This window comes from Streptomyces sp. GESEQ-4 (genome assembly GCF_017948455.1).
Classification (GTDB): Bacteria; Actinomycetota; Actinomycetes; order Streptomycetales; family Streptomycetaceae; genus Streptomyces.
On record NZ_JAFFSU010000028.1, the window covers coordinates 89,134 to 109,493 of the forward strand.

The window sequence follows — 20,360 nt, forward strand, 5'->3', positions numbered from 1 at the left end:
CGTATTCATGCCCAGAAGCTGACGCAGGGGGCGTCGGCTGCATTACGGGGAGACAAAAGAATTATGGGTATGAACGCGACGTTCTCACTGCGCCGTAAGAGCCTGATCGTCACCGCTGTCGCGGTGGCCGCCGCCGGTGGTGTCGCCGCCGCGGTGATTCCCGCCTTCGCCGCCGGAGGCAACCGCGCCGACCACGCGGGGCACACCGGAGGCGCAGGCATCGTGAGCCAGAGCGGCACCGTGGCGGGCGGCAAGGGCGGGACCATCCTCGCCGCCAGTCTGCGGGGAGCCAACGAGGTGCCCGTGGCGGGCGGCCCGGCCGTCGGGGACAAGGACGGCGCCGCGCTCCAGTTCGTGAAGGTGAAGGGTGACAAGGTGTCCGTCGCCGTGAAGTGGCGCGGCACGGACAAGCCGACCCTGCTCCACATCCACCAGGGCGCCAAGGGCACGAACGGCGGCGTCAAGGTCGACTTCACCAAGCTGCTCGCGGGCGCCAAGGGCAAGACCGTCACCGGCACCGTCAAGGTCGGCGACGCCGACCTGCTCAACTCGCTGAAGTCCGACCCGGGTTCGTTCTACGCCAACCTGCACACGGCCGAGTTCCCGGGCGGAGCCGTCCGCGGTCAGCTGCACAAGGTGACCACGGCCTTCGACTTCCGCGACGCGCTCGACAACTTCCAGGCATCCGTCCTCAAGGGCAAGCAGATCTACGAGTGCAAGCCGGCCGAGGGCGGCGGATACGCCTTCGCCCAACGGGACGTCAGCGCCCTCCTGGCTGGCCCGATCGCGCACTCCTTCGTCGAGCCCAACTCCGGTACGCCGCAGTGGATCGCGCCCGACCACAGCGCCGTCACCGGATCGGTCATCAGCAAGACACCCAACGGCGACAAGAACATCCCGGAGCTGGACCTCAAGGCCACCCAGTCCGGCAAGCACCGCGGGCTCCTCGCCGACACCGCGGAGATCCTGCGGCTGAACACCGTCGGCGGCGTCGCCCCGGCCGGCTCCTGCGCGCCGGGTGCCATCATGGGCGTGCCCTACCAGGCGGACTACGTGTTCGTTCAGCGCTGACCCAGGGCGGCTCTGATCCACTCCGACGGGCGGCGTCTTCCCCGCACGACCCCTACGGGTCGGGGGAGGCGCCGCCCTTCCGTGTCATACCGCAGCAGTACGCGGAGTTGGCTCCGCAGGTTGACGTATACCTCGGGCGGATTTGGTCAACTGGAGACCACGGAAAACACCACTCCTCACCGATTCGGGTGAGAATGGCGGCTCGGGGTGATGGGGGCCCCTCCCGGCTCGAGCGAAGTCAAGAGCTGGGGGAGAGTGCGATCAAGCGACAGCCGCCGCTACGACGGAGGTAAGGCACACATGGCACCGTACGAATCCGACGACAGCACGACCGCCGGCGAGGTCGACGACCTTCGCGCCGGACGCCGTAAGGCCGCGCGGTACGTCGTTCCCGTCGCGGTGGTGGGCGTGGCGGCGGCGACCATCGGGCTCGTCCCGGCGATCGCCGACTCCGGCGACCCCGACCTGCCCAAGATCAGCGCGCAGCAACTCATCGAGAAGATCGCCGCATCGGACGTGGAGCGGCTGTCCGGGACGGTGAAGATCAGCACGGACCTGGGGCTGCCGGACCTCGGCGGCCTGGAGAGCAGCCTGATGTCCGGGGCCACGCAGTCGGGCGAGGGCTCGTCCGCCGACCCGAGCTCCAAGCTCATGGAGCTGGCGTCCGGCACGCACACCGTGCGCGTCGCCGCCGACGGCCCGGACAAGCAGAAGCTCTCGCTGCTGCAGAACGCCGCCGAGTACAGCCTGATCCACAACGGCAAGGACGTCTGGGGCTACGACAGCGCGTCCAACGAGGTCTACCACGGCACCGCCTCCGAGAGCGCCGACGGGAAGACGAAGGAAGACGTTCCGACCACGCCCCAGGAGCTCGCCGAGGAGGCGCTGAAGTCGGTCGACGACACGACGTCCGTGACCGTCGACGGAACCGCGCAGATCGCGGGCCGGGACGCCTACCGGCTGCTCATCAAGCCGAAGGACTCCGGCTCCACGGTCGGTGCGATCACCGTCGGCGTGGACGCCAAGACCGGTCTGCCGCTGAAGTTCACGCTGACCCCGGCGAGCGGCGGCTCCGCCGTGGTGGACGCGGGCTTCACCCAGGTCACCTTCGCCAAGCCGGCCGCCTCGACCTTCGACTTCACCCCGCCCAAGGGTGCGAAGGTCACGGAGGAGGGCGACGTCGCGGCCGGGGAGCACGGCCGGGCTCCGGGCGGCTTCGGGGCCCCGGAGGACTTCAAGGCTCCGGACGAGAAGTCGGCGCCCGAGGGCGAGCCGAAGACCATAGGCGAGGGCTGGAACTCCATCGCGGTCATCGAGACCGGCGGCGAGGGCATGCCCTCCGGCTCCGAGGCCGGCGGCGAGTTCGGCGGCTTCCTCGACTCCCTCGGCGACAAGGTGACCGGCAAGTTCGGCGAGGGCACGGTCTTCAAGACCCGCCTGGTCAACGCGCTGATGACCGACGACGGCAAGGTCTACGTCGGCGCGGTCACGAAGGACGCCCTGGTGAAGGCGGCCGACGCGGCCAAGTAACAGCCGTACGCGGAACACTCGTACGCGAAGTCACGCGAAGTACCGTACGCGTACGACGAATCGAGGGAGCCGATGGACGAGCCGCCCGCGACGGAGCCGGACACGGAGGGTGTGGGTGACGAGGTCATTCGCACCCGTGCGCTCACCAAGCGCTTCCGTGGAGGGCAGCTCGCCGTCGACGGTCTGGATCTGACCGTCCCGGCGGGCAGCGTCTTCGGCTTCCTCGGTCCGAACGGCTCCGGCAAGACCACCACCATCCGCATGCTGATGGGCCTCATCGAGCCGACCTCCGGCACGGCACGCGTGCTCGGACAGCCCATGCCCCGGGGTACGCGCGCCGTACTGCCGCACGTCGGCGCGCTGATCGAGGGGCCCGCGCTGTACGGCTTCCTCTCCGGCCGCGACAACCTCATCCGGTACGACGCCGCCGACCCGACCGCCGACCCGCGCACCCGGCGTGCACGCGTCGCGGCGGCGCTGGACCGGGTGGGCCTGACGGCAGCGGGGGGCAAGAAGGCGAAGGCGTACTCGCTCGGCATGAAGCAGCGGCTGGGTCTCGCCGCCGCCCTGCTCCAGCCCCGCCGTCTCCTCGTCCTCGACGAGCCGACGAACGGGCTCGATCCGCAGGGCATGCGTGAGATCCGTTCCCTGATCAGGGAGTTGGCCTCCGACGGCACGACAGTCTTCCTCTCCTCCCATCTGCTGGACGAGATCGAGCAGGTCTGCAGCCATGCCGCCGTGATGGCGCAGGGGCGGCTGATCACACAGGGCGCGGTGGCGGACCTGGCGGCCGGGATGCGGGGCCGGCTGGTCGTCACCACCCCGGACGCGGGCGACGCGGCCCGGGTGCTCAAGGAGCAGGGCGCCTCGGACGTCACCGTCGAGGACGACCGGGTGACCGCGGAACCGCCCGAGCGTGATCTCGCCGAGGTGAACGCCGCGTTGGTGACGGCGGGGGTCCGGGTCCGCGGCTTCGGGGTCGAACGGGCTTCGCTGGAGGACGCGTTCGTGGCGCTGACGGGGGAGGGCTTCGATGTCGCGGGCTGAGGTGGTGGGGTCGAGCGAGGTCCAAGTGCCCCGGAAACAGAGCCCGTTGTGGACCCTCGGTCTCCTCCGCAGCGAACTGGTGACGACGTTCCGGCGCTGGCGCACGCTCGCGCTTCTCGGTGTGCTGGCGGCCGTACCCGTCCTGGTCGGCATCGCCGTCAAGATCGAGACGAGCGACGGCTCGGGGGTCGGCGGAGGCGGCGGCGGTGGTGAGGGGCCGGCCTTCATCTCGCAGATCACCAACAACGGCCTCTTCCTCGTCTTCACCGCGCTGGCCGCGACGCTCCCCTTCTTCCTGCCCATGGCCATCGGCGTCATCGCGGGCGACGCGATCGCCGGCGAGGCCAACGCGGGAACGCTGCGCTATCTGCTCGTCGCCCCGGCCGGCCGCACCCGCCTGCTGCTCACCAAGTACGCGACCACGATGGCGTTCTGCCTGGTGGCCACGCTGGTCGTCGCGGTCTCGGCGCTCACGGTCGGCGCGCTGCTCTTCCCGCTCGGCGACCTCACGACGATCTCCGGAACCCAGATCGGCTTCACCGAGGGCCTGGGCCGAGCCCTGCTGATCGCGCTGGTCGTCGCCGCGTCACTGACGGGCGTGGCGGCCCTCGGCCTGTTCGTCTCCACGCTCACCAACAGCGGCATCGCGGCGATGGCGACGACGGTCGGTCTGCTGATCACCGTCCAGATCCTCGACCAGATACCGCAACTGCACGCACTCCAGCCGTACTTCTTCTCCCACTACTGGCTGTCGTTCGCCGACCTCATGCGGGACCCGATCTACTGGGACGACCTGGTGAAGAACCTCGGCCTGCAAGGCCTGTACGCCGCGGTGTTCGGGGCGGCCGCCTGGGCGCGGTTCACGACGAAGGACGTCACGGCGTAGAAGTCGGCTGTAGAAGTCAGCTGTCGTACGGGAAGCGCGCGAGCGGTGCCTCCCGCGCGAAGAACGTCTTGGCGTGGGCGAGCGCCTCGGTGTCCTTCAGTACGTCACCGGGCTTGCTGCCGTTGCCGAGCAGGACGCCGCCGAAGCGCATCCCCATGTAGGCGGCCGAGTTGTTGAGGGTGCCGATCAGCGGGTCGGCGACCTCCCGCTCCTCGTGTGCGAGCGCGGTGACGCCCCAGAGGGCGCGCCCGGCCAGCGTCGCCTTGAAGTCGAGGCCGGGGGTGCGGAGCCAGCCCGCCCAGTAGTCGAGGTAGCGCTTGGTGGGGGCGGACACCGAGTACCAGTACAGCGGCGAGGCGATCACGATGTCCGTCGCCGAGAGCGTCGCGTCCAGCAGGAACCCCGTGTTGCCCTCCGTGGGGCGCACATGGTCGCTGTCGTGCCGCAGATCCTCGTAGTCGGGCAGCGGACGAGCGGCGAGGTCGATCCACTCCTGCTCGACGTCCGCGGGCAACTGCTCGGCGGCTATGCGGGCCAGCAACTCGGTGTTGCCCTCACTGCGGCTGCTGCCCAGCAGGAACAGGAAACGGCGGCTCATGACATCCCCTACTTGGTCGGCGTGCGACGGCTACTTGCGTACGCAGTATATGCGCACACATCTAAATGTCCATGGGTCCATGGGTCCATGAGTCCGTGGGTCCATGGGGCCATGTGTCACTTGTACGGTGCCGACCGCGCCCGCAATCCAGCTCGCCCCTCCGCCTCCCGCGCCACCCTCAGCAGCAACGCCTCCCGGCCGCGCGCCGCCACCAGCTGAAGCCCGACCGGGCAGCCGTCGGCGCCGAAACCGGCCGGGAGGCTGAGTGCCGGGTGGCCGCTGAGGTTGAACGCCCAGGTGAGCGCCGTGGAGTAGCGGTCGCCCGGGCCTTCGTGGCCATGCGGCGGGTTCGGGGTGGTCGGGGTGAGTAGCAGGTCCGCGTCCGCGAAGAGGGCGTCGAGGCGGCGGTCGTTCTCCGCGCGGAGGCGGTGGGCGGCGGTGAGGTCGGCGCCGGGGTTGCGGAGGGCGAGCCAGGCGGGGGCCGGGTCTTCGAGACGGAGGGTGGTTCGGACGGGGCGTACGACTCCGGTGTCCGCGAGGTGCTGGGCTGCCTTGCGGGCGATGGCGACGAGGTCCGGATCAGGGGCCGCGAAGCCGAGGTCGGGGGACCAGACGGCGTTCGGTGATGGCGGTGCTTCGGAATCCGATGGCTGGTCCCCGGCCATGATCCGCCAGTACGCCGCCGCATCCTCCGCGCACCGCGCCAGCACCCCGGCCGCCGTGAGCCCCGTACGGTCGGTGTTCGTCGTCTTCAAGCCGACGACCCCGCACCAGGCGGCGGGGATCCGCACCGACCCCGCCCCGTCGCTGCCGGTCGCCAGCGGCACCAGACCCGCGGCCACCGCGGCGGCGGAACCGGCGGAGGATCCGCCGGGGGTGCGGTCGGAGCGCCAGGGATTGACGGTACGGCCGTATGCACCAAGTCCCCAGGTCTGCCAGGGAGTTCCGGGCCCGGGAACGGACGTGGCGCCCACGGGGACACACCCGGCCTCGACCAGCGGAGCCGCCGTGCGCAGCCCGTGCCGCCGCCCCTTCACGCCGATCGGCACCCCGGCCAGCGGCAGCCGCTCGCCCGCGGCGACCCGTACGTCCACCTCGCCCGCCCGCCGCAGCGCCTCCTCGCCCCACACCTCGACGAAGGCGCACAGCTCGGGCTCGGTCTGCCGGATCCGTTCCAGCGACTCCGCTACGACATCGACGGCGCGCAGCGTCCCCGACCGTACGGCGGCGGCGATCTCGGTGGCGGTCAGCGAGTCCTTACCTCCGTGAGCCGCGCCAGGGCCGCGGTCTCGCGCGGCGGCGTGCCGCTCAGGTCGCCCAGGCGCCAGCTCTGCACCCACGGCACGCGGTACACGTCGATCACCGACTCGATCACCTTGACCTGCCGGGCGAGCGGGCGGGGCAGCCGGCCGGGGGCGTCCGCGACGAGGACGACGGCGTCGAGGTCGAGTCCCTGCGGGGCCTCCCCGCGCCGGAAGACCTCCACGGCGTGCTGGGCGGACGCCAGGCCGGTCGCGTGGGTGCGGGCGACGAGCAGCACCGACCGCGGATCATCGGGGCCGGGCCAGTCACGTCCGCAGTCCTGGCCGCCGTAGACGCCGGCCAGCGTGGTGACGCCCGCCCCGCCGTGCGTGCCGACCCAGGAGAAGCGCCGGGCCGTGGCACCGGGATGCGCGGGGCCCTCCGGCTCCGTCACGGCCACCGGGCCGCGGAGCCAGATCTCCGGCCCCTGCTGCACATCCGTCCGCATGCCCCACTCCGTCCTCCCGAGCCGCCGATCACCCCGCCTGCGCCGGCTCCACGAAGGGGCGCGAGCTCTGGGACGAGGCTGTGACGCCCTGGTGACGTGGGAACCGGAGGCGAGCGGAGAGACTACTCAACAGTACGTGTACGACCGGATCTTGCTGTCGGGGGGCACGGAAGCGGAGACCACGGGGCGGGGGGCACCATGGAAACCGAACCCGTAGCCGAACGCCCCGTCCGCGGACGACCCGACACATCCGAGTGAGGGAACGATGTCTCGACTCAGCCGCGACAAGAAGCGGGAACAGAAGCACGCCGCCCAGCCGGCGGGCCCCGCGGTGGCCCCCATCGACGTCCACGTCCCCGTGGCGGGGCCGGGCGCGGGCACCGCATCGGTCGGCGGCGTCCCCGTCGTCCCCGCTCCCGGCGAGGAGCTCCAGCACACCGTCCTGAACCAACTCCATCGCATCGCCCTCGCCACCGGCCACCCCGTCCACGCCACCATCCACGACGAGCGCATCGGCTACGTCGTCCCGCTCCTGATGAACGGCGACGGCTCCACGCAGTTCACGGCGGAGCCGGTGCGGGTGGGAGTGGGGGCGGTGTCGGGTTCGCGTCCGGGGACGGGGACGGCAGTGGGTTCGGGGAGGACGGTGGGGGAGTCGCAGCCCATGCGGGAGGGCGTATCCACGGGGGACGCCGCGCGAGGGCCGGCGCAGGGGGTCGTAGCCCCAGGAGGCGCACCCGCAGGGGACGTACCCGCAGTGGATGCCGTACGAGACGCCGTACCGCCGCCGCCTCCCCCTCCCGGTCCGCCCGCGCCGCCCCGCGACAGGTCCACGCACGTGCTGCGCGCCCTACCGGAATCGCAGCCGCAGCCGCAGGCGCAGGCGCCCCGCGACGCCGCCCCCACTTTCCGCCTGCGCGCCCTACCGGAATCGGTGCAGGACACCCCGCCCGGCACAGTCGCACCACCGATGGGTGAATTCGGCCCGCCGCCCGCGATGGACGCGCCCCCGACCCCACCACCGACCCCGGACGCCCAGCCCCTCCCTCCTCAGGACGCCCAGCCCCTCCCTCCCCAAGACGCCCAGCCCCTCCCGCCCCCAGCCCTCAAGGACCCCACCCCCCTCCCTACCCCGACCTCCCCAACCCTCCCGCCCCACCACCACAAACCGCAGCCACCCGTCGACGCGCCCTCGCCCTACACCTCCGCCCCCGACCTCGACCCTGAGGCCAAGCCGACCCCGCCCCGCGGGTTCGACGCGGTGGCTGAAGCGGTGCTGGGGGACGACCCGCTGGCCGGGGCGCATGGGGACGAGGGGGCTCAGCTCGCGGAGCCGGTCGCGCGGATCGGGGAGGCGGTCAAGGAAGGGCGGATCGAGTCGGCCGCGGAGTTGGCCGCGGAGACGGTGGCGGAGGCGTCGGGGACGCTGGGGCCGGACCACCCGGAAGTGCTGCGGCTGCGTGAACTCACCGCCTACATCGCGTACTTGGCGGGCGACCCGGTCCACGCCTTCGGTCTCTCCCTCGACCTGGCCAGGATCCGCAGCCGGGCCCACGACGCGGAGGCCGCGTACGGCAACGTGCAGAGCGCGGCGACCGCCTGGCGGGCGGTACGCGACCCGGAGCAGGGCCTGCTGCTGGGCCGGGACCTGATCGGCCTGTGGAGCGAACTCACCGCGGAGGACGGGCCCGCGGCCGAGGACATCGAGCAACTCGAGTCGGCCCGGGCGCGGATGGACCGGCTGGCCGAGCGCGCCCGGACCCTGAACTCCTGACCGGACCTTGGACTCCTAATTGGACTTCTAAGAGGACAGCTCCCACACCGCGTGCGCGATGGCGTCGCTGTTCCGGTTCAGCGCGGTGTCGTCGATGTTGGACGTCGTGTCGCAGGAGGAGTGGTAGCAGCGGTCGAACGCCTGCCCCGACGTACCGCCCCACTTGGCCGCCTGCGCCGCCGTCTTGGCTCGGCTCGCGCCCGTGAACAGCCCGCCCACCGGCACGCCCGCGCTCTTGAACGGCGCGTGGTCGGAGCGGCCGTCGCCCTCGGTCTCTATCTCCGTGGGGACGCCGAGGCCGGTGAAGTAGTCCTTGAAGGTCTTCTCGATCGCCGGATCGTCGTCGTAGACGAAGTAGCCGGGGTTGGGCGAGCCGATCATGTCGAAGTTGAGATAGCCGCTGATCTTCGCCCGGTTCGCCGAGGACAGGTTGTTGACGTAGTGGCGGGAGCCGACAAGGCCCAGCTCCTCCGCGCCCCACCAGGCGAACCGCAGATGCTTTGTGGGCTGATGGTTCGCGCGGGACACGGCCAGCGCGGTCTCCAGTACCGCCGCCGAGCCCGATCCGTTGTCGTTGATGCCGGCCCCTGAGGTGACGCTGTCGAGGTGCGAGCCGGCCATGACGACCTGGTTGGTGTCGCCGCCGGGCCAGTCCGCGATCAGGTTGTAGCCGGTGCGGCCGGAGGACGTGAACTGCTGGACGGTCGTGGTGTAACCGGCCGCGTCCAGCTTGGCCTTCACATAGTCGAGCGAGGCCTTGTAACCGGCCCGGCCGTGCGCACGGTTGCCGCCGTTGGCGGTGGCGATGGACTGGAGTTGGGCGAGGTGTGCCTTGACGTCGGCCACGGGGATGTCGGGGGCGGCGGCCACCGCGGGTGCGGGTGCCGCCCCGGCTATGGATCCGCCGACCAGGAGCGATGCGGCCGCGACGACGGCGGTGGCCGTGACGCGTCCGGGAACCGAGAGCTTCATGTGGGGGGCTCCGAATTCCTTGGGAATCACAGGGGATTCCACAGTGAATGGGGTGCCTGGATGGTGAAGCTCTGGCTGACGCTCCGTCAAGAGCGCTATCAGGACAAGTGTGTTCGCATATCGGGCGGCGGCGGGCGGATCACTGCACGCAGAACTCGTTCCCCTCCGGATCGGTCATCACGACCCACTCCCCGCCGGGCTCCTTCACCTCCCGCTGCACGCTCGCGCCCAGCTCCCGCAGCCGCTCGACCTCCTCCGCGCGCCGCCCCTTGCCGGGGTGCAGATCGAGGTGGAGCCGGTTCTTGACGGACTTGGCTTCGGGCACGCGCTGGAACAGCAGCCGGCGCCCCAGCCCGGCGCCGTTGTCCTCGTCGTACGGATCGTCCGGATGCCGTACGCCGACCAGGTCCCGGAAGGCCAGCCGGGCGTGGAACTCGACGGTCGCCTCGCGCGGCAGGACGCCGAGTTCGAGGAGGCGGTCGATGAAGGCGTTGTTGTCCTCGACCTCGTAGTGCAGCGCGGCGGCCCAGAAGTCGGCCTGGGACTGCGGGTTGGCGCAGTCGATGACGAGCTTCCAGTGGACGGGTGTGGGAGTGCTCTCAGTCATGAGTCCACTTATAGCCGCGCTTCCGGTCAGCGGCTGTCCTGAACGGCCTCGTCCTTCTGCCGGTCGTACGCCGCCCGCGCCGCCGCGATCTCCTGCTGATGCCGTTCCGTCCACGTCACCAGCGACCGGATCGTGGAGTGCAGCGTTCCGCCCAGCGGAGTGAGTTCGTACTCCACCCGTGGCGGGACGACCGGATGCACCGTCCGCTTCACCAGCCCGTCCCGCTCCAGCTGGCGCAGGGTCACGGTCAGCATGCGCTGGCTGACGCCGTCGATCTCGCGGCGCAGCTCGGTGAAGCGCAGCCGCCGGTTCTCCAGCAGGGCGATGACGAGCAGCGACCACTTGTCGGCGACCCGGTCGAGGATCTGCCGAACCTCGCAGCCCTCCCGGGTGTCCCACTGGAAGGGGTCGGCGTCGCCGTAGTCCACGGTGCTCTCGCAGTTACTCGGTGACTTCGAAGTGCCTTCTTCCATGTCTTGTGATGCTGCCGCAGGCTGGAGGCGGTTACAAGAGGGAACTGACCCTCAGTCGCGTAACCGGAACCCGTGCCTTCGCCTACCCGAGGAGTCCCCATGGGCACCCGTGCCTGGGCCCTGCTCTTCGTCCTCTGCGGAACGATCTTCCTGGAGGGCATCGACGTCGCCATGATGGCCGTCGCGATCCCGTCGATCCGATCCGATCTCGGCCTGTCCACGGGCACCGCGGCCTGGGTGATGAGCGGTTACGTGCTCGGCTACGCGGGCTTCACCCTGCTCGGCGGACGGGCCGCCGACCTGCTCGGGCGGCGCCGGATGTTCCTGCTCTGGCTGACCGTCTTCCTGGTCTTCTCGGGCCTCGGCGGGTTCGCGACCGAGGGCTGGATGCTGGTCGTCGCCCGGTTCGTCACCGGGGTGTCGGCCGCGTTCATGACCCCGGCGGCGCTGTCGCTGATCACGACGTCGTACGCGGAGGGCCCGCAGCGCAACAAGGCCCTGCTGGTCTTCGCCGGGACGGCCGCCGGCGGCTTCTCGCTCGGCCTCGTCATCGGCGGCCTGCTCACCCAGCTCGGCTGGCGCTGGGTGTTCTTCGCGCCGGTGCTGCTGGCGGGGGCGCTGCTGGTCCCGGCGGTACGGCTGATTCCGCGGCAGGAGACGTCCCAGCAGGAGACGGTGAAGCAGGGCGCATCGCGTCAGGACACGTCGCCGCAAGACCCGACGCCGAAGACCCGCCGCGGCTTCGACCTGCCCGGCGCGCTCACCGCCGCCGGCGCGATGCTGCTGGCCGCCTACACCGTCGTACGACTGGAGCACGGTCCGCACGGCTGGCCGTTGACCGCCGTGTCCGGTGCCGCCGCGCTGCTGCTGGCCGCTGCTTTCGTCGCCGTCGAACGGCGCAGTCCGGATCCGCTGGTGCGGCTCGGCATCCTGCGCAGCGGGGCGCTCGTCCGGGCCGACCTGGGGGCGCTGTTGTTCGTCGGCGCCTTCTTCGGCTTCCAGTTCGTGGTGACGCTGTACATGCAGGAGCTGCGGGGGTGGTCGTCGCTGCAGACCGCGATCGCCCTGGTGATCATGGGATGTGACATGGTGCTGGCCCCGACGCTCACCCCGAAGCTGGTCGCCCGCTACGGCAACGCCCGCGTGATCGTCGCCGGTTTCGCGCTCGCGGTCGTCTCGTACGGGCTGTTCCTGCCGGTCGGCATGGACTGGTCGTACGCCGCGATGTTCCCGACGCTGATCATCTCGGGCACGGCGTTCGCGCTGGCGTACGGGCCGTTGACGATCGCGGCGACGGACGGGGTCGCCGAGGAGGAGCAGGGGCTGGCGAGCGGGCTGCTGAACACCGCGACGCAGTTCGGCTCGGCGATCGGGATCTCGGCGGTGACCGCGGTCTACGGCTTGGCGTCGACCGGGTCAGGGCCGGAAGCCACGCTGTCCGCCTTTCGTACGGCGCTCTGGGTGCCCGTCGTGATGGTGGTGCTGGGCTTGTTGATCTCGGCCCTGACTCTGCGCGCCGACCGCCAGGCGTCGGCGGTGAGCAGCGTCAGCGCCAGCCAGACCAGCGCGAACCCGGCCCAGCGCTCGGGCGGCATGGCCTCACGGAAGTAGGCGACGCCGAGCAGGAACTGGAAGACGGGGGCCAGGTACTGCAGCAGGCCCAGCGTCGACAGGGGCACGCGGATCGCCGCCGCGCCGAAGCAGACCAGCGGCAGCGCGGTGACCACGCCGGTCGCGGCGAGCAGCGCCGCGTGCCCCGCACCCTCGGTGGTGAACGTCGAGTCGCCCTGCGCGCTCAGCCACAGCAGATAGCCGAGGGCGGGCAGGAACTGGATCGCGGTCTCGGCGGTCAGCGACTCCAGGCCGCTGAGGTTGACCTTCTTCTTCACCAGGCCGTAGGTGGCGAAGGAGAAGGCGAGGATCAGGGAGATCCACGGCGGCTGCCCGTATCCGACGGTCAGGACGAGGACGGCGGCGAATCCGATGCCGACCGCCGCCCACTGCACGGGCCGCAGCCGTTCTTTCAGGAGCAGCACGCCCATCGCGATGGTGACCAGCGGGTTGATGAAGTATCCGAGGGAGGCCTCGACGACCCGGTCGTTGTTCACGGCCCAGATGTAGACGCCCCAGTTGACGGCGATGACGGCCGCGGCGACCGAGACGAGTGCGAGCCGCCGCGGCTGCCTCAGCAGCTCTCCGGCCCACTTCCAGCGTCGTACGACGAGAAGCACCGCGGCGACGACGACGAAGGACCACGCCATCCGATGGGCGAGGACCTCGGACGGATCGGCCGGCTTGAGCAGGGGGAAGTAGAGGGGAAACAGCCCCCACATCCCGTAGGCCGCGAAGCCGTTCAGCAGTCCTATGCGCCGCTCACTCTTCGGCTCCCCGGTCACCGGCTCCTCCTTCATGCGTGGCTCGCCCGCACGAAGGTAGCGCCGAACGCCCCCGCGTGTCATGCCCGTATCGCTATACGGTCATGACACGCGGGGGCGCGACAGGCTCAGCCCTTGAGTGCGGCGGCGATCGCCTCGGACAGCGGGGCGGTCGGGCGGCCGGCCAGGCGGGACAGCTCGCCGTTGACGAAGGCCAGCTCGCCCTTCTCGATGGACTGGTCCACGCCGGCCAGGATCGCGGCGAGCGGCTCGGGCAGCCCGGCGCCGGTCAGGATCCCGACGAGAGTGTCGGCGGGGACGGAGCTGTACGCGATCTCCTTGCCGGTCTGCGTGCTCAGCTCGGCCGCGTACTCGGCGAAGCTCCAGGCAGCGTCGCCGCTCAGCTCGTACGTCTTGTTCTCGTGCCCCTCGCCGGTCAGTACCCCGACGGCGGCGGCCGCGTAGTCGGCGCGCGCGGCGGAGGCGACCTTGCCGTCGCCGGCGGCGGCGACGACCGCGTTGTGCTCCAGCACCGGGGCGAGGTTCTCGGTGTAGTTCTCGTGGTACCAGCCGTTGCGCAGCAGCGTGTAGGGCAGGCCGGAGGCGAGGAGTACCTCCTCGGTGGCGCGGTGGTCGTCGCCGAGCGCGGCGGTCAGGCTGCCGGGGGCGCTGGTGTAGGCGAGCAGCGCGACACCGGCGGCCTTGGCGGCGTCGATGACGACCTGGTGCTGGCCGACGCGGCCCTTGTCGAACTCGTTGCCCGAGATGAGCAGCACCTTGTCGCCGGCCGCGAACAGGCCGTCGAAGGTCTCCGGAGCGTTGTAGTCGGCGACCGCGATCTTCACGCCGCGGGCCGCGAAGTCGGCGGCCTTCTCCGGGGTGCGGACGACGGCGGTGATCTGATCGGCCGGGACCTTCTCCAGCAGCTGCTCGACGACGTGGCGGCCGAGGTGTCCGGTGGCTCCGGTGACAACGATGCTCATGATGAGGAACTCCTTGTGGGGTGCGTTGGCACTAACCCTAGGGCCTGCACTAACTCTGCGAAAGTACCCACTTTGAAGTAAGGTACTGTCATGGCAGTAAGCGAATGGCATGCTGACGGCGAGACGATGTGCCCGTACCGCCTGGTCCTGGAGCACGTCACCAGCAAGTGGGGCGTCATGATCCTCATCCAGCTCCTCGACGGCCCGCACCGCTTCAGCGAACTGCGCCGCTCGATCAGCCTGGTCCGCCAGGTCAGCGAGAAAATGCTCACGCAGACCCTGCAGACCCTGGAGCGCGACGGCATGGTCCACCGCGAGGCCCATCCGGTGATCCCCCCACGCGTCGACTACTCCCTCACCGACCTCGGCCGCGAGGCCGCGGAACAGGTGCGCGACCTCGCGCTGTGGACAGCGAAGCGGATGGACGCGGTGCAGGAGGCGCGGGATGCGTACGACGCGGCGAAAAGGCAGGCCTGAGCAGGGATGACGCATACGGTCCCGGCCGGCTGACGCGCATGCGGGCGGCGCTCGAAGGGCACACATATGTCGGGGCGTTGGTCGACATGCGAGACACGTCCTTCGATGCGCCCCCTCTCCGCCTCCCGCGCTTGCTTGTGCCGCCGGGCACGCTGGGAAGGGGTGTCACGCCCACTGTGTGCCGACCCGCGTCGCACCCGTCGGTGCACGGACACCAGATCCAGAGGGATGTCTTGACATGGCCACACAGATACCGGTCGCGGTAGGGCGAAGTATCGGTTCTGCAGTAGCTGCGGGGTTCGGCCTCTTACGGGAATCGCTCACCCGTGGGGCCCGCCGCCGACGCCAGGAGGAAATCCTGCTGGACTTGCTCCGGCAGCTCGCGTTGATGACCGAGGAGGTCCATCGGGCGAACCTGATCCAGGAACACCGCATCACCATGGAGCAGATGAACCGGACCATCGACGATCCCTCCCTGGCCGACGCCCGCTCCACGCTGGCCGGGGTCTCCGAGGCCAAACGCCGGCAGATGATCTTCGCCAACGGGCAGTACGCGTCGCTCCTGCTGGCCTATCGCGTCGGAACGTTCGAATGGACCGAACTCCTGGGCCACCTGCGGATTCTGTGCCGCAACGACATCTTCGCCGAATACTGGGACCGAACCGCCGAGCATCGGCGCAGCCTGCCCGGCGACTCCCTGGAGCGGCGGCTGGGCAAGGTGATCGACGGGATGCTGGAGGAGCTGGCGGATGATCCGGACCGGTGGTGGGTCGTCGGGTCGGTCGATGCGGCACCTGAGTGACAATGCGGCATTCGAGTGACAAGTGGTCAACTCCGGTAATCTTCGGACCACTTATGGGTGTGAAAATTGGCCCGTGGGGATGAAGTTGTGAATGTGGCGAGTTTCCTGACCCGGCCGCCTACTCTTAACCGGACGTCCTTACGTCCGGATCATGAAGAGGCCTCCGAGTGTTCAGCGAAACCCCTGCCGTCACCGTCGTCCGTCGCCTCGGAGACTCCCCCCGCGCCAGGGGAAGCCACACCAACGAAACCTGTCCCGACCTCTTCGAACTGAGTGACGGCAACTTCGCGGTGATCGGCACGGAGGCCACCGCCGATCTCGACCCGCACCTTCCCGCGGATGCCGCCCGAGCCGACTACGAGCGCATCGTCGTGATCGACCGGGACACCCTGATCCGCGCCAAGAAAGACATCCCCGACGAGTAGTGCACCCGTGCGCCCCCTGTACGCCTCCCGCGCGGACTTGCGGTCGAACGCCGAACGACGACGAGGGCCCGGGTGCTGTGTCGCACCCGGGCCCTGTATGCCGTACAGCTGGACAGCTGTCAGCCGACTACGGTCCAGGTGTCGCCGCCGGCCAGCAGTGCCGCCAGGTCGCCCTTGCCGTTCTGTTCGATCGCCGCGTCGAGCTGGTCGGCCATCTGCGTGTCGTAGACGGGCCGGTCGACGGAGCGCAGGACGCCGATGGGGGTGTGGTGCAGGGTGTCCGGGTCGGCGAGGCGGGACAGTGCGAACGCCGTGGTCGGTGAGGACGCGTGGGCGTCGTGGACCAGGACCTGCGCCTCGTTCTCCGGCGTGACGGTGACGACCTTGAGGTCGCCGGTCTGTTCGTCGCGTACGACACCCTTCGAGCTGTCGGCGCCGAAGCGGATCGGCTCCCCGTGCTCCAGCCGGATCACCGCCTCCTCGGCCTGCTGCTTGTCCTTGATCGCGTCGAAGGCGCCGTCGTTGAAGATGTTGCAGTTCTGGTAGATCTCGATCAGTGCCGTGCCCGGGTGGGCGGCGGCCTGGCGCAGGACTTCGGTGAGGTGCTTGCGGTCGGAGTCCACCGTGCGGGCCACGAAGGACGCCTCGGCGCCGATCGCCAGCGAGACCGGGTTGAAGGGCGCGTCCAGGGAGCCCATCGGCGTCGACTTGGTGATCTTGCCGACTTCCGAGGTCGGGCTGTACTGGCCCTTCGTGAGGCCGTAGATCCGGTTGTTGAAGAGCAGGATCTTCAGGTTCACATTGCGGCGCAGGGCGTGGATGAGGTGGTTGCCGCCGATGGACAGCGCGTCGCCGTCGCCGGTGACGACCCACACGCTCAGGTCGCGGCGGGAGGCTGCCAGGCCGGTCGCGATGGCGGGGGCGCGGCCGTGGATGGAGTGCATGCCGTACGTGTTCATGTAGTACGGGAAGCGGGACGAGCAGCCGATGCCCGAGACGAAGACGATGTTCTCCTTGGCCAGGCCCAGCTCCGGCATGAAGCCCTGTACGGCCGCGAGGATCGCGTAGTCACCGCAGCCGGGGCACCAGCGCACTTCCTGGTCGGACTTGAAGTCCTTCATGGACTGGCGGGCCTCGGCCTTGGGGACGAGCGAAAGCGACTCGATCGTGCCCGTGCCTTCCGTGGACGTCTCAGCCATCGAGGGCCTCCTTGAGAACCGTGGCGAGCTGTTCGGCCTTGAACGGCATGCCGTTGACCTGGTTGTAGCTGTGCGCGTCGACCAGGTACTTCGCCCGGATCAGCGTGGCGAGCTGACCGAGGTTCATCTCGGGCACTACCACCTTCTCGTAACGCTCCAGCACCGTGCCGAGATTCCGCGGGAAGGGGTTGAGGTGGCGCAGATGGGCCTGTGCGATGGACTCCCCGGCCCGGCGCAGCCGCCGTACCGCCGCCGTGATCGGCCCGTACGTCGAGCCCCAGCCCAGGACCAGCGTCCGCGCGCCGTCCGGGTCGTCGACCTCCAGCTCCGGCACGTCGATGCCGTCGATCTTCGCCTGCCGGGTGCGGACCATGAAGTCGTGGTTGGCGGGATCGTAGGAGATGTTGCCCGAGCCGTCCTGCTTCTCGATGCCGCCGATGCGGTGTTCGAGGCCCGGTGTGCCCGGGATCGCCCAGGGGCGGGCGAGGGTCTGCGGGTCGCGCTTGTACGGCCAGAAGACCTCGCTGCCGTCCTCCAGGGTGTGGTTCGGGCCCTGTGCGAACTGCACCCGCAGGTCCGGGAGGTCGTCGATGTCGGGGATGCGCCAGGGCTCCGAGCCGTTGGCCAGGTAGCCGTCGGACAGCAGCATCACCGGCGTGCGGTACGTCAGCGCGATACGCGCCGCCTCCAGCGCGGCGTCGAAGCAGTCGGCCGGCGTCTGCGGGGCGATGATCGGGACCGGGGCCTCGCCGTTGCGGCCGAACATGGCCTGGAGGAGGTCCGCCTGCTCGGTCTTGGTGGGCAGGCCGGTGGACGGCCCGCCGCGCTGGATGTCGATCACCAGCAGCGGCAGCTCCAGGGAGACCGCGAGCCCGATGGTCTCCGACTTCAGCGCCACACCGGGACCGGACGTGGTGGTGACGGCCAGCGAGCCGCCGAAGGCCGCGCCCAGGGCGGCGCCGATGCCGGCGATCTCGTCCTCGGCCTGGAAGGTCCGTACCCCGAAGTTCTTGTGCTTGCTCAGCTCGTGCAGGATGTCCGAGGCCGGGGTGATCGGGTACGAGCCCAGGAACAGCGGCAGGTCCGCCTGGCGGGACGCGGCGACCAGTCCGTAGGACAGGGCCAGGTTCCCGGAGATGTTGCGGTAGGTGCCGACCGGGAAGGCCTTCGCGGCCGGGGCCACCTCGTAGGAGACGGCGAAGTCCTCGGTCGTCTCGCCGAAGTTCCAGCCCGCCCGGAACGCGGCGATGTTGGCGGCCGCGATATCGGGCTTCTTGGCGAATTTGGCGGTGAGGAACTTCTCGGTGCCCTCGGTGGGCCGGTGATACATCCAGCTCAGCAGGCCGAGCGCGAACATGTTCTTGCTGCGCTCGGCCTCCTTGCGGGTGAGGTCGAACTCCTTGAGCGCCTCGACGGTGAGCGTCGTCAGCGGCACCGGATGGAGGCTGTAGCCGTCGAGCGAACCGTCCTCCAGCGGGCTCGCCGCATAGCCGACCTTCTGCATCGCCCGTTTGGTGAACTCGTCCGTGTTGACGATGATCTCCGCGCCGCGCGGCACATCGGCGATGTTCGCCTTCAGGGCGGCCGGGTTCATCGCGACCAGCACGTTCGGCGCGTCGCCCGGGGTCAGGATGTCGTGGTCGGCGAAATGGAGCTGGAAAGACGAAACGCCCGGCAGGGTTCCTGCGGGCGCGCGGATCTCGGCGGGGAAGTTCGGCAGCGTCGACAGATCGTTGCCGAAGGACGCCGTCTCCGAGGTGAAGCGATCTCCGGTGAGCTGCATGCCGTCACCCGAGTCCCCCGCGAACCGAATGATCACTCTGTCCAGCCGGCGGACGTCCTTCTCTCCTGCCGGTTTGCGCTGCTCTCCCACGACGGCTTCGTCGGCCTGCTCCGCTGGGCTGCTGACCTGGCTGGTCACTGAACTGGACCTCCCTCGAGGCGGCTGTCCGGGAACGGCCTTCCCGCAGGCCCTCCCAGGATCAACCCTACGTCCGTAAGGGGCGCCCTCCCGCGGCCATTCGCATGATGGACACCGCTTTGAGACGGTTCGCCGCCCTGACTTGTCATGATTTCCCGACCCCCGGCGCTTCCCTCAAAGACGCTTCCCGTGCAGGTTTCGGTTCTAGCCTCGTTCCTTGCTCTCGCGCCACGCTTGTGTCTGGCTTACCGGCCCTTCCTCGCCGCCGATTTCCTCGCCCCCCGACTGACTGACACGGTGTCAGGCCCTCAGGAGTTCAAGTACGTCAGAACAGCGAGTACCCGCCGATGGTCCCCGTCGCTCTGGGACAGGCCGAGCTTCAGGAAGATATTGCTGACGTGCTTCTCGACGGCGCCGTCGCTCACCACGAGCTGCCGGGCGATCGCGGAGTTGGTCCGCCCCTCGGCCATCAGGCCCAGGACCTCCCGCTCCCGTGGGGTGAGTCGCGCGAGCACATCCTGCTTACGGGAGCGGCCGAGCAGCTGCGCGACGACCTCCGGGTCCAGGGCGGTGCCGCCCTCGGCCACCCGGACCACCGCGTCCACGAATTCACGCACCTCGGCTACCCGGTCCTTGAGCAGATACCCGACCCCGTGGCTGGAACCTGCCAGCAGTTCGGTGGCGTACCGCTCCTCCACATACTGTGACAACACGAGCACGCCCAGTCCGGGATGCGCCTTGCGCAATTGCACGGCCGCGCGAACGCCTTCGTCGGTGTGCGTCGGCGGCATCCGTACGTCGGCCACGACCACGTCGGGCAGCGATCCGGCCGCGTCCAGCTCGCCGATGGTCTTGATCAGCGCGTCCCCGTCACCCACCCCGGCCACGACGTCATGACCCCGGTCGGTCAACAGCCGAGTCAGCCCCTCCCGGAGCAGCACCGAATCCTCGGCGATGACCACACGCACCCTGTCCTCCACGATCTTCGGCCCCCCACAGCCCAACAGCACCCACCAAGACCCCCAGCATCCCAGCATTCGGTCCGGACTGCGCCAGGGCTGCGGAAATGGGGGCGGGAATGGGGGGCGGCCGGGGGGAGGGGGCAGTATTTCGGCCGCCCGCGGCTGCGGACGGCCCGTCGAACGGAGAGGGGCGGCGCCCACCCAGCAGGCGGTGCGCCGGTTGGGCCCGCTCAGCTGCGGGCAGTCGTGTCGCGGGGGCGGCGCCCACCCGGCAGGCGGCGGGCCGCTGTCCCGCCCAAGCTGCGGGCACGCGTGCCGCCTGGGGCGGGCGCGCACCCAGCAAACAGCTCCCGTCGCACTCAAGCTGCGGGCAGTCGTGCCGCCTGGGGCGGCACGGGTGGGCGCAGGCGGCACCCCGTCAGCGCCCGGCCGCGCGACCCCCCCCCCCCCCCCCCCCGCCCCCCCGCCCCCGCCCCCGCCCCGCCCCCGCCCCCCCCCCCCCCTCCCC

General features: G+C 70.2%; 19 protein-coding genes and 1 pseudogene. 9 read left to right on the forward strand and 11 right to left on the reverse strand.

All coding sequences use genetic code 11. The annotated features are described in order from the left end of the window. Window positions 1-69 precede the first annotated feature (69 nt). The 4 genes from KCH48_RS35660 (at window position 70) to KCH48_RS35675 (ending at window position 4,534) form a co-directional block, all read left to right on the forward strand. The gene (locus KCH48_RS35660) at window positions 70-1,071 is read left to right on the forward strand and encodes a CHRD domain-containing protein (RefSeq protein WP_246886379.1); all 1,002 of its coding nucleotides are present in this window, start codon (window positions 70-72) and stop codon (window positions 1,069-1,071) included. 300 nt (window positions 1,072-1,371) lie between these two features. Beyond that, entirely contained in the window at window positions 1,372-2,601 is a 1,230-nt protein-coding gene (locus tag KCH48_RS35665) for a sigma-E factor regulatory protein RseB domain-containing protein (protein WP_210581119.1), read from the forward strand. A 72-nt stretch (window positions 2,602-2,673) separates the two neighbouring features. Further along, window positions 2,674-3,648 (forward strand): ABC transporter ATP-binding protein, encoded by a 975-nt coding sequence (locus KCH48_RS35670; RefSeq protein WP_210581121.1) that lies wholly within the window; start codon window positions 2,674-2,676, stop codon window positions 3,646-3,648. Beyond that, window positions 3,635-4,534: an ABC transporter permease gene (locus KCH48_RS35675; protein ID WP_210581123.1), complete on the forward strand. Its 900-nt coding sequence runs from the start codon at window positions 3,635-3,637 to the stop codon at window positions 4,532-4,534. The genes KCH48_RS35670 and KCH48_RS35675 overlap by 14 nt, the downstream gene beginning before the upstream one ends. A gap of 16 nt (window positions 4,535-4,550) precedes the next feature. Here the strand turns inward: KCH48_RS35675 and KCH48_RS35680 are convergent, their stop codons facing one another. From KCH48_RS35680 to KCH48_RS35690, 3 genes are all read right to left on the reverse strand, one after another. Then, the gene (locus KCH48_RS35680; protein WP_210581125.1) at window positions 4,551-5,132 is read right to left on the reverse strand and encodes a flavodoxin family protein; all 582 of its coding nucleotides are present in this window, start codon (window positions 5,130-5,132) and stop codon (window positions 4,551-4,553) included. Between the two features lie 116 nt (window positions 5,133-5,248). After that, window positions 5,249-6,382 carry an amidase gene (locus KCH48_RS35685; RefSeq protein ID WP_210581157.1) on the reverse strand — a complete coding sequence of 378 codons (1,134 nt, stop codon included), beginning with the start codon at window positions 6,380-6,382 and terminating at the stop codon, window positions 5,249-5,251. Continuing rightward, window positions 6,379-6,882, reverse strand: coding sequence for a DUF6668 family protein (locus KCH48_RS35690; RefSeq protein WP_210581126.1), 504 nt, complete (start codon window positions 6,880-6,882; stop codon window positions 6,379-6,381). The genes KCH48_RS35685 and KCH48_RS35690 overlap by 4 nt, the downstream gene beginning before the upstream one ends. A gap of 265 nt (window positions 6,883-7,147) precedes the next feature. Here KCH48_RS35690 and KCH48_RS35695 point away from each other — a divergent pair, with 265 nt between their 5' ends. Beyond that, the gene (locus KCH48_RS35695) at window positions 7,148-8,656 is read left to right on the forward strand and encodes a tetratricopeptide repeat protein (protein ID WP_210581128.1); all 1,509 of its coding nucleotides are present in this window, start codon (window positions 7,148-7,150) and stop codon (window positions 8,654-8,656) included. 27 nt (window positions 8,657-8,683) lie between these two features. Here KCH48_RS35695 and KCH48_RS35700 read toward each other — a convergent pair whose 3' ends face one another. The 3 genes from KCH48_RS35700 to KCH48_RS35710 all read right to left on the reverse strand — a co-directional run bounded on the left by KCH48_RS35700 (window position 8,684) and on the right by KCH48_RS35710 (window position 10,708). Then, complete coding sequence (locus KCH48_RS35700) at window positions 8,684-9,628, reverse strand: M28 family metallopeptidase (RefSeq protein WP_210581130.1); 945 nt, start codon at window positions 9,626-9,628, stop codon at window positions 8,684-8,686. Between the two features lie 139 nt (window positions 9,629-9,767). Continuing rightward, the gene (locus tag KCH48_RS35705) at window positions 9,768-10,235 is read right to left on the reverse strand and encodes a VOC family protein (protein WP_210581132.1); all 468 of its coding nucleotides are present in this window, start codon (window positions 10,233-10,235) and stop codon (window positions 9,768-9,770) included. A 26-nt stretch (window positions 10,236-10,261) separates the two neighbouring features. Then, a complete protein-coding gene (locus tag KCH48_RS35710) occupies window positions 10,262-10,708 on the reverse strand; it encodes a helix-turn-helix domain-containing protein (RefSeq protein WP_210581134.1) in 447 nt (148 codons plus the stop codon). A gap of 99 nt (window positions 10,709-10,807) precedes the next feature. Between KCH48_RS35710 and KCH48_RS35715 the strand changes: the two genes are divergently transcribed. Next, window positions 10,808-12,319, forward strand: coding sequence for an MFS transporter (locus KCH48_RS35715; RefSeq protein WP_374104745.1), 1,512 nt, complete (start codon window positions 10,808-10,810; stop codon window positions 12,317-12,319). Here the strand turns inward: KCH48_RS35715 and rarD are convergent. Both rarD and KCH48_RS35725 read right to left on the reverse strand, forming a co-directional pair. Then, a pseudogene (rarD, locus tag KCH48_RS35720) lies at window positions 12,217-13,119 on the reverse strand (EamA family transporter RarD); the annotation flags it as partial. The gene KCH48_RS35715 and the pseudogene rarD overlap by 103 nt on opposite strands. Window positions 13,120-13,211: 92 nt before the next feature. Continuing rightward, window positions 13,212-14,066 carry an SDR family oxidoreductase gene (locus tag KCH48_RS35725; RefSeq protein ID WP_210581138.1) on the reverse strand — a complete coding sequence of 285 codons (855 nt, stop codon included), beginning with the start codon at window positions 14,064-14,066 and terminating at the stop codon, window positions 13,212-13,214. Window positions 14,067-14,156: 90 nt separating this feature from the next. Between KCH48_RS35725 and KCH48_RS35730 the strand changes: the two genes are divergently transcribed. The 3 genes from KCH48_RS35730 to KCH48_RS35740 all read left to right on the forward strand — a co-directional run bounded on the left by KCH48_RS35730 (window position 14,157) and on the right by KCH48_RS35740 (window position 15,770). After that, window positions 14,157-14,543, forward strand: coding sequence for a helix-turn-helix domain-containing protein (locus KCH48_RS35730; protein ID WP_210581140.1), 387 nt, complete (start codon window positions 14,157-14,159; stop codon window positions 14,541-14,543). A gap of 238 nt (window positions 14,544-14,781) precedes the next feature. Next, window positions 14,782-15,345 (forward strand): DUF6082 family protein, encoded by a 564-nt coding sequence (locus KCH48_RS35735; protein WP_210581142.1) that lies wholly within the window; start codon window positions 14,782-14,784, stop codon window positions 15,343-15,345. Between the two features lie 167 nt (window positions 15,346-15,512). Continuing rightward, window positions 15,513-15,770: a hypothetical protein gene (locus tag KCH48_RS35740; RefSeq protein ID WP_210581144.1), complete on the forward strand. Its 258-nt coding sequence runs from the start codon at window positions 15,513-15,515 to the stop codon at window positions 15,768-15,770. Between the two features lie 119 nt (window positions 15,771-15,889). Here the strand turns inward: KCH48_RS35740 and KCH48_RS35745 are convergent, their stop codons facing one another. The 3 genes from KCH48_RS35745 to KCH48_RS35755 all read right to left on the reverse strand — a co-directional run bounded on the left by KCH48_RS35745 (window position 15,890) and on the right by KCH48_RS35755 (window position 19,858). Continuing rightward, a complete protein-coding gene (locus KCH48_RS35745) occupies window positions 15,890-16,969 on the reverse strand; it encodes a 2-oxoacid:ferredoxin oxidoreductase subunit beta (protein WP_210581146.1) in 1,080 nt (359 codons plus the stop codon). Beyond that, entirely contained in the window at window positions 16,962-18,890 is a 1,929-nt protein-coding gene (locus tag KCH48_RS35750; RefSeq protein ID WP_210581148.1) for a 2-oxoacid:acceptor oxidoreductase subunit alpha, read from the reverse strand. Before KCH48_RS35750 ends, KCH48_RS35745 begins: the two co-directional genes overlap by 8 nt. Window positions 18,891-19,198: 308 nt before the next feature. Further along, window positions 19,199-19,858 (reverse strand): response regulator transcription factor, encoded by a 660-nt coding sequence (locus KCH48_RS35755; RefSeq protein WP_307841042.1) that lies wholly within the window; start codon window positions 19,856-19,858, stop codon window positions 19,199-19,201. Window positions 19,859-20,360 lie beyond the last annotated feature (502 nt).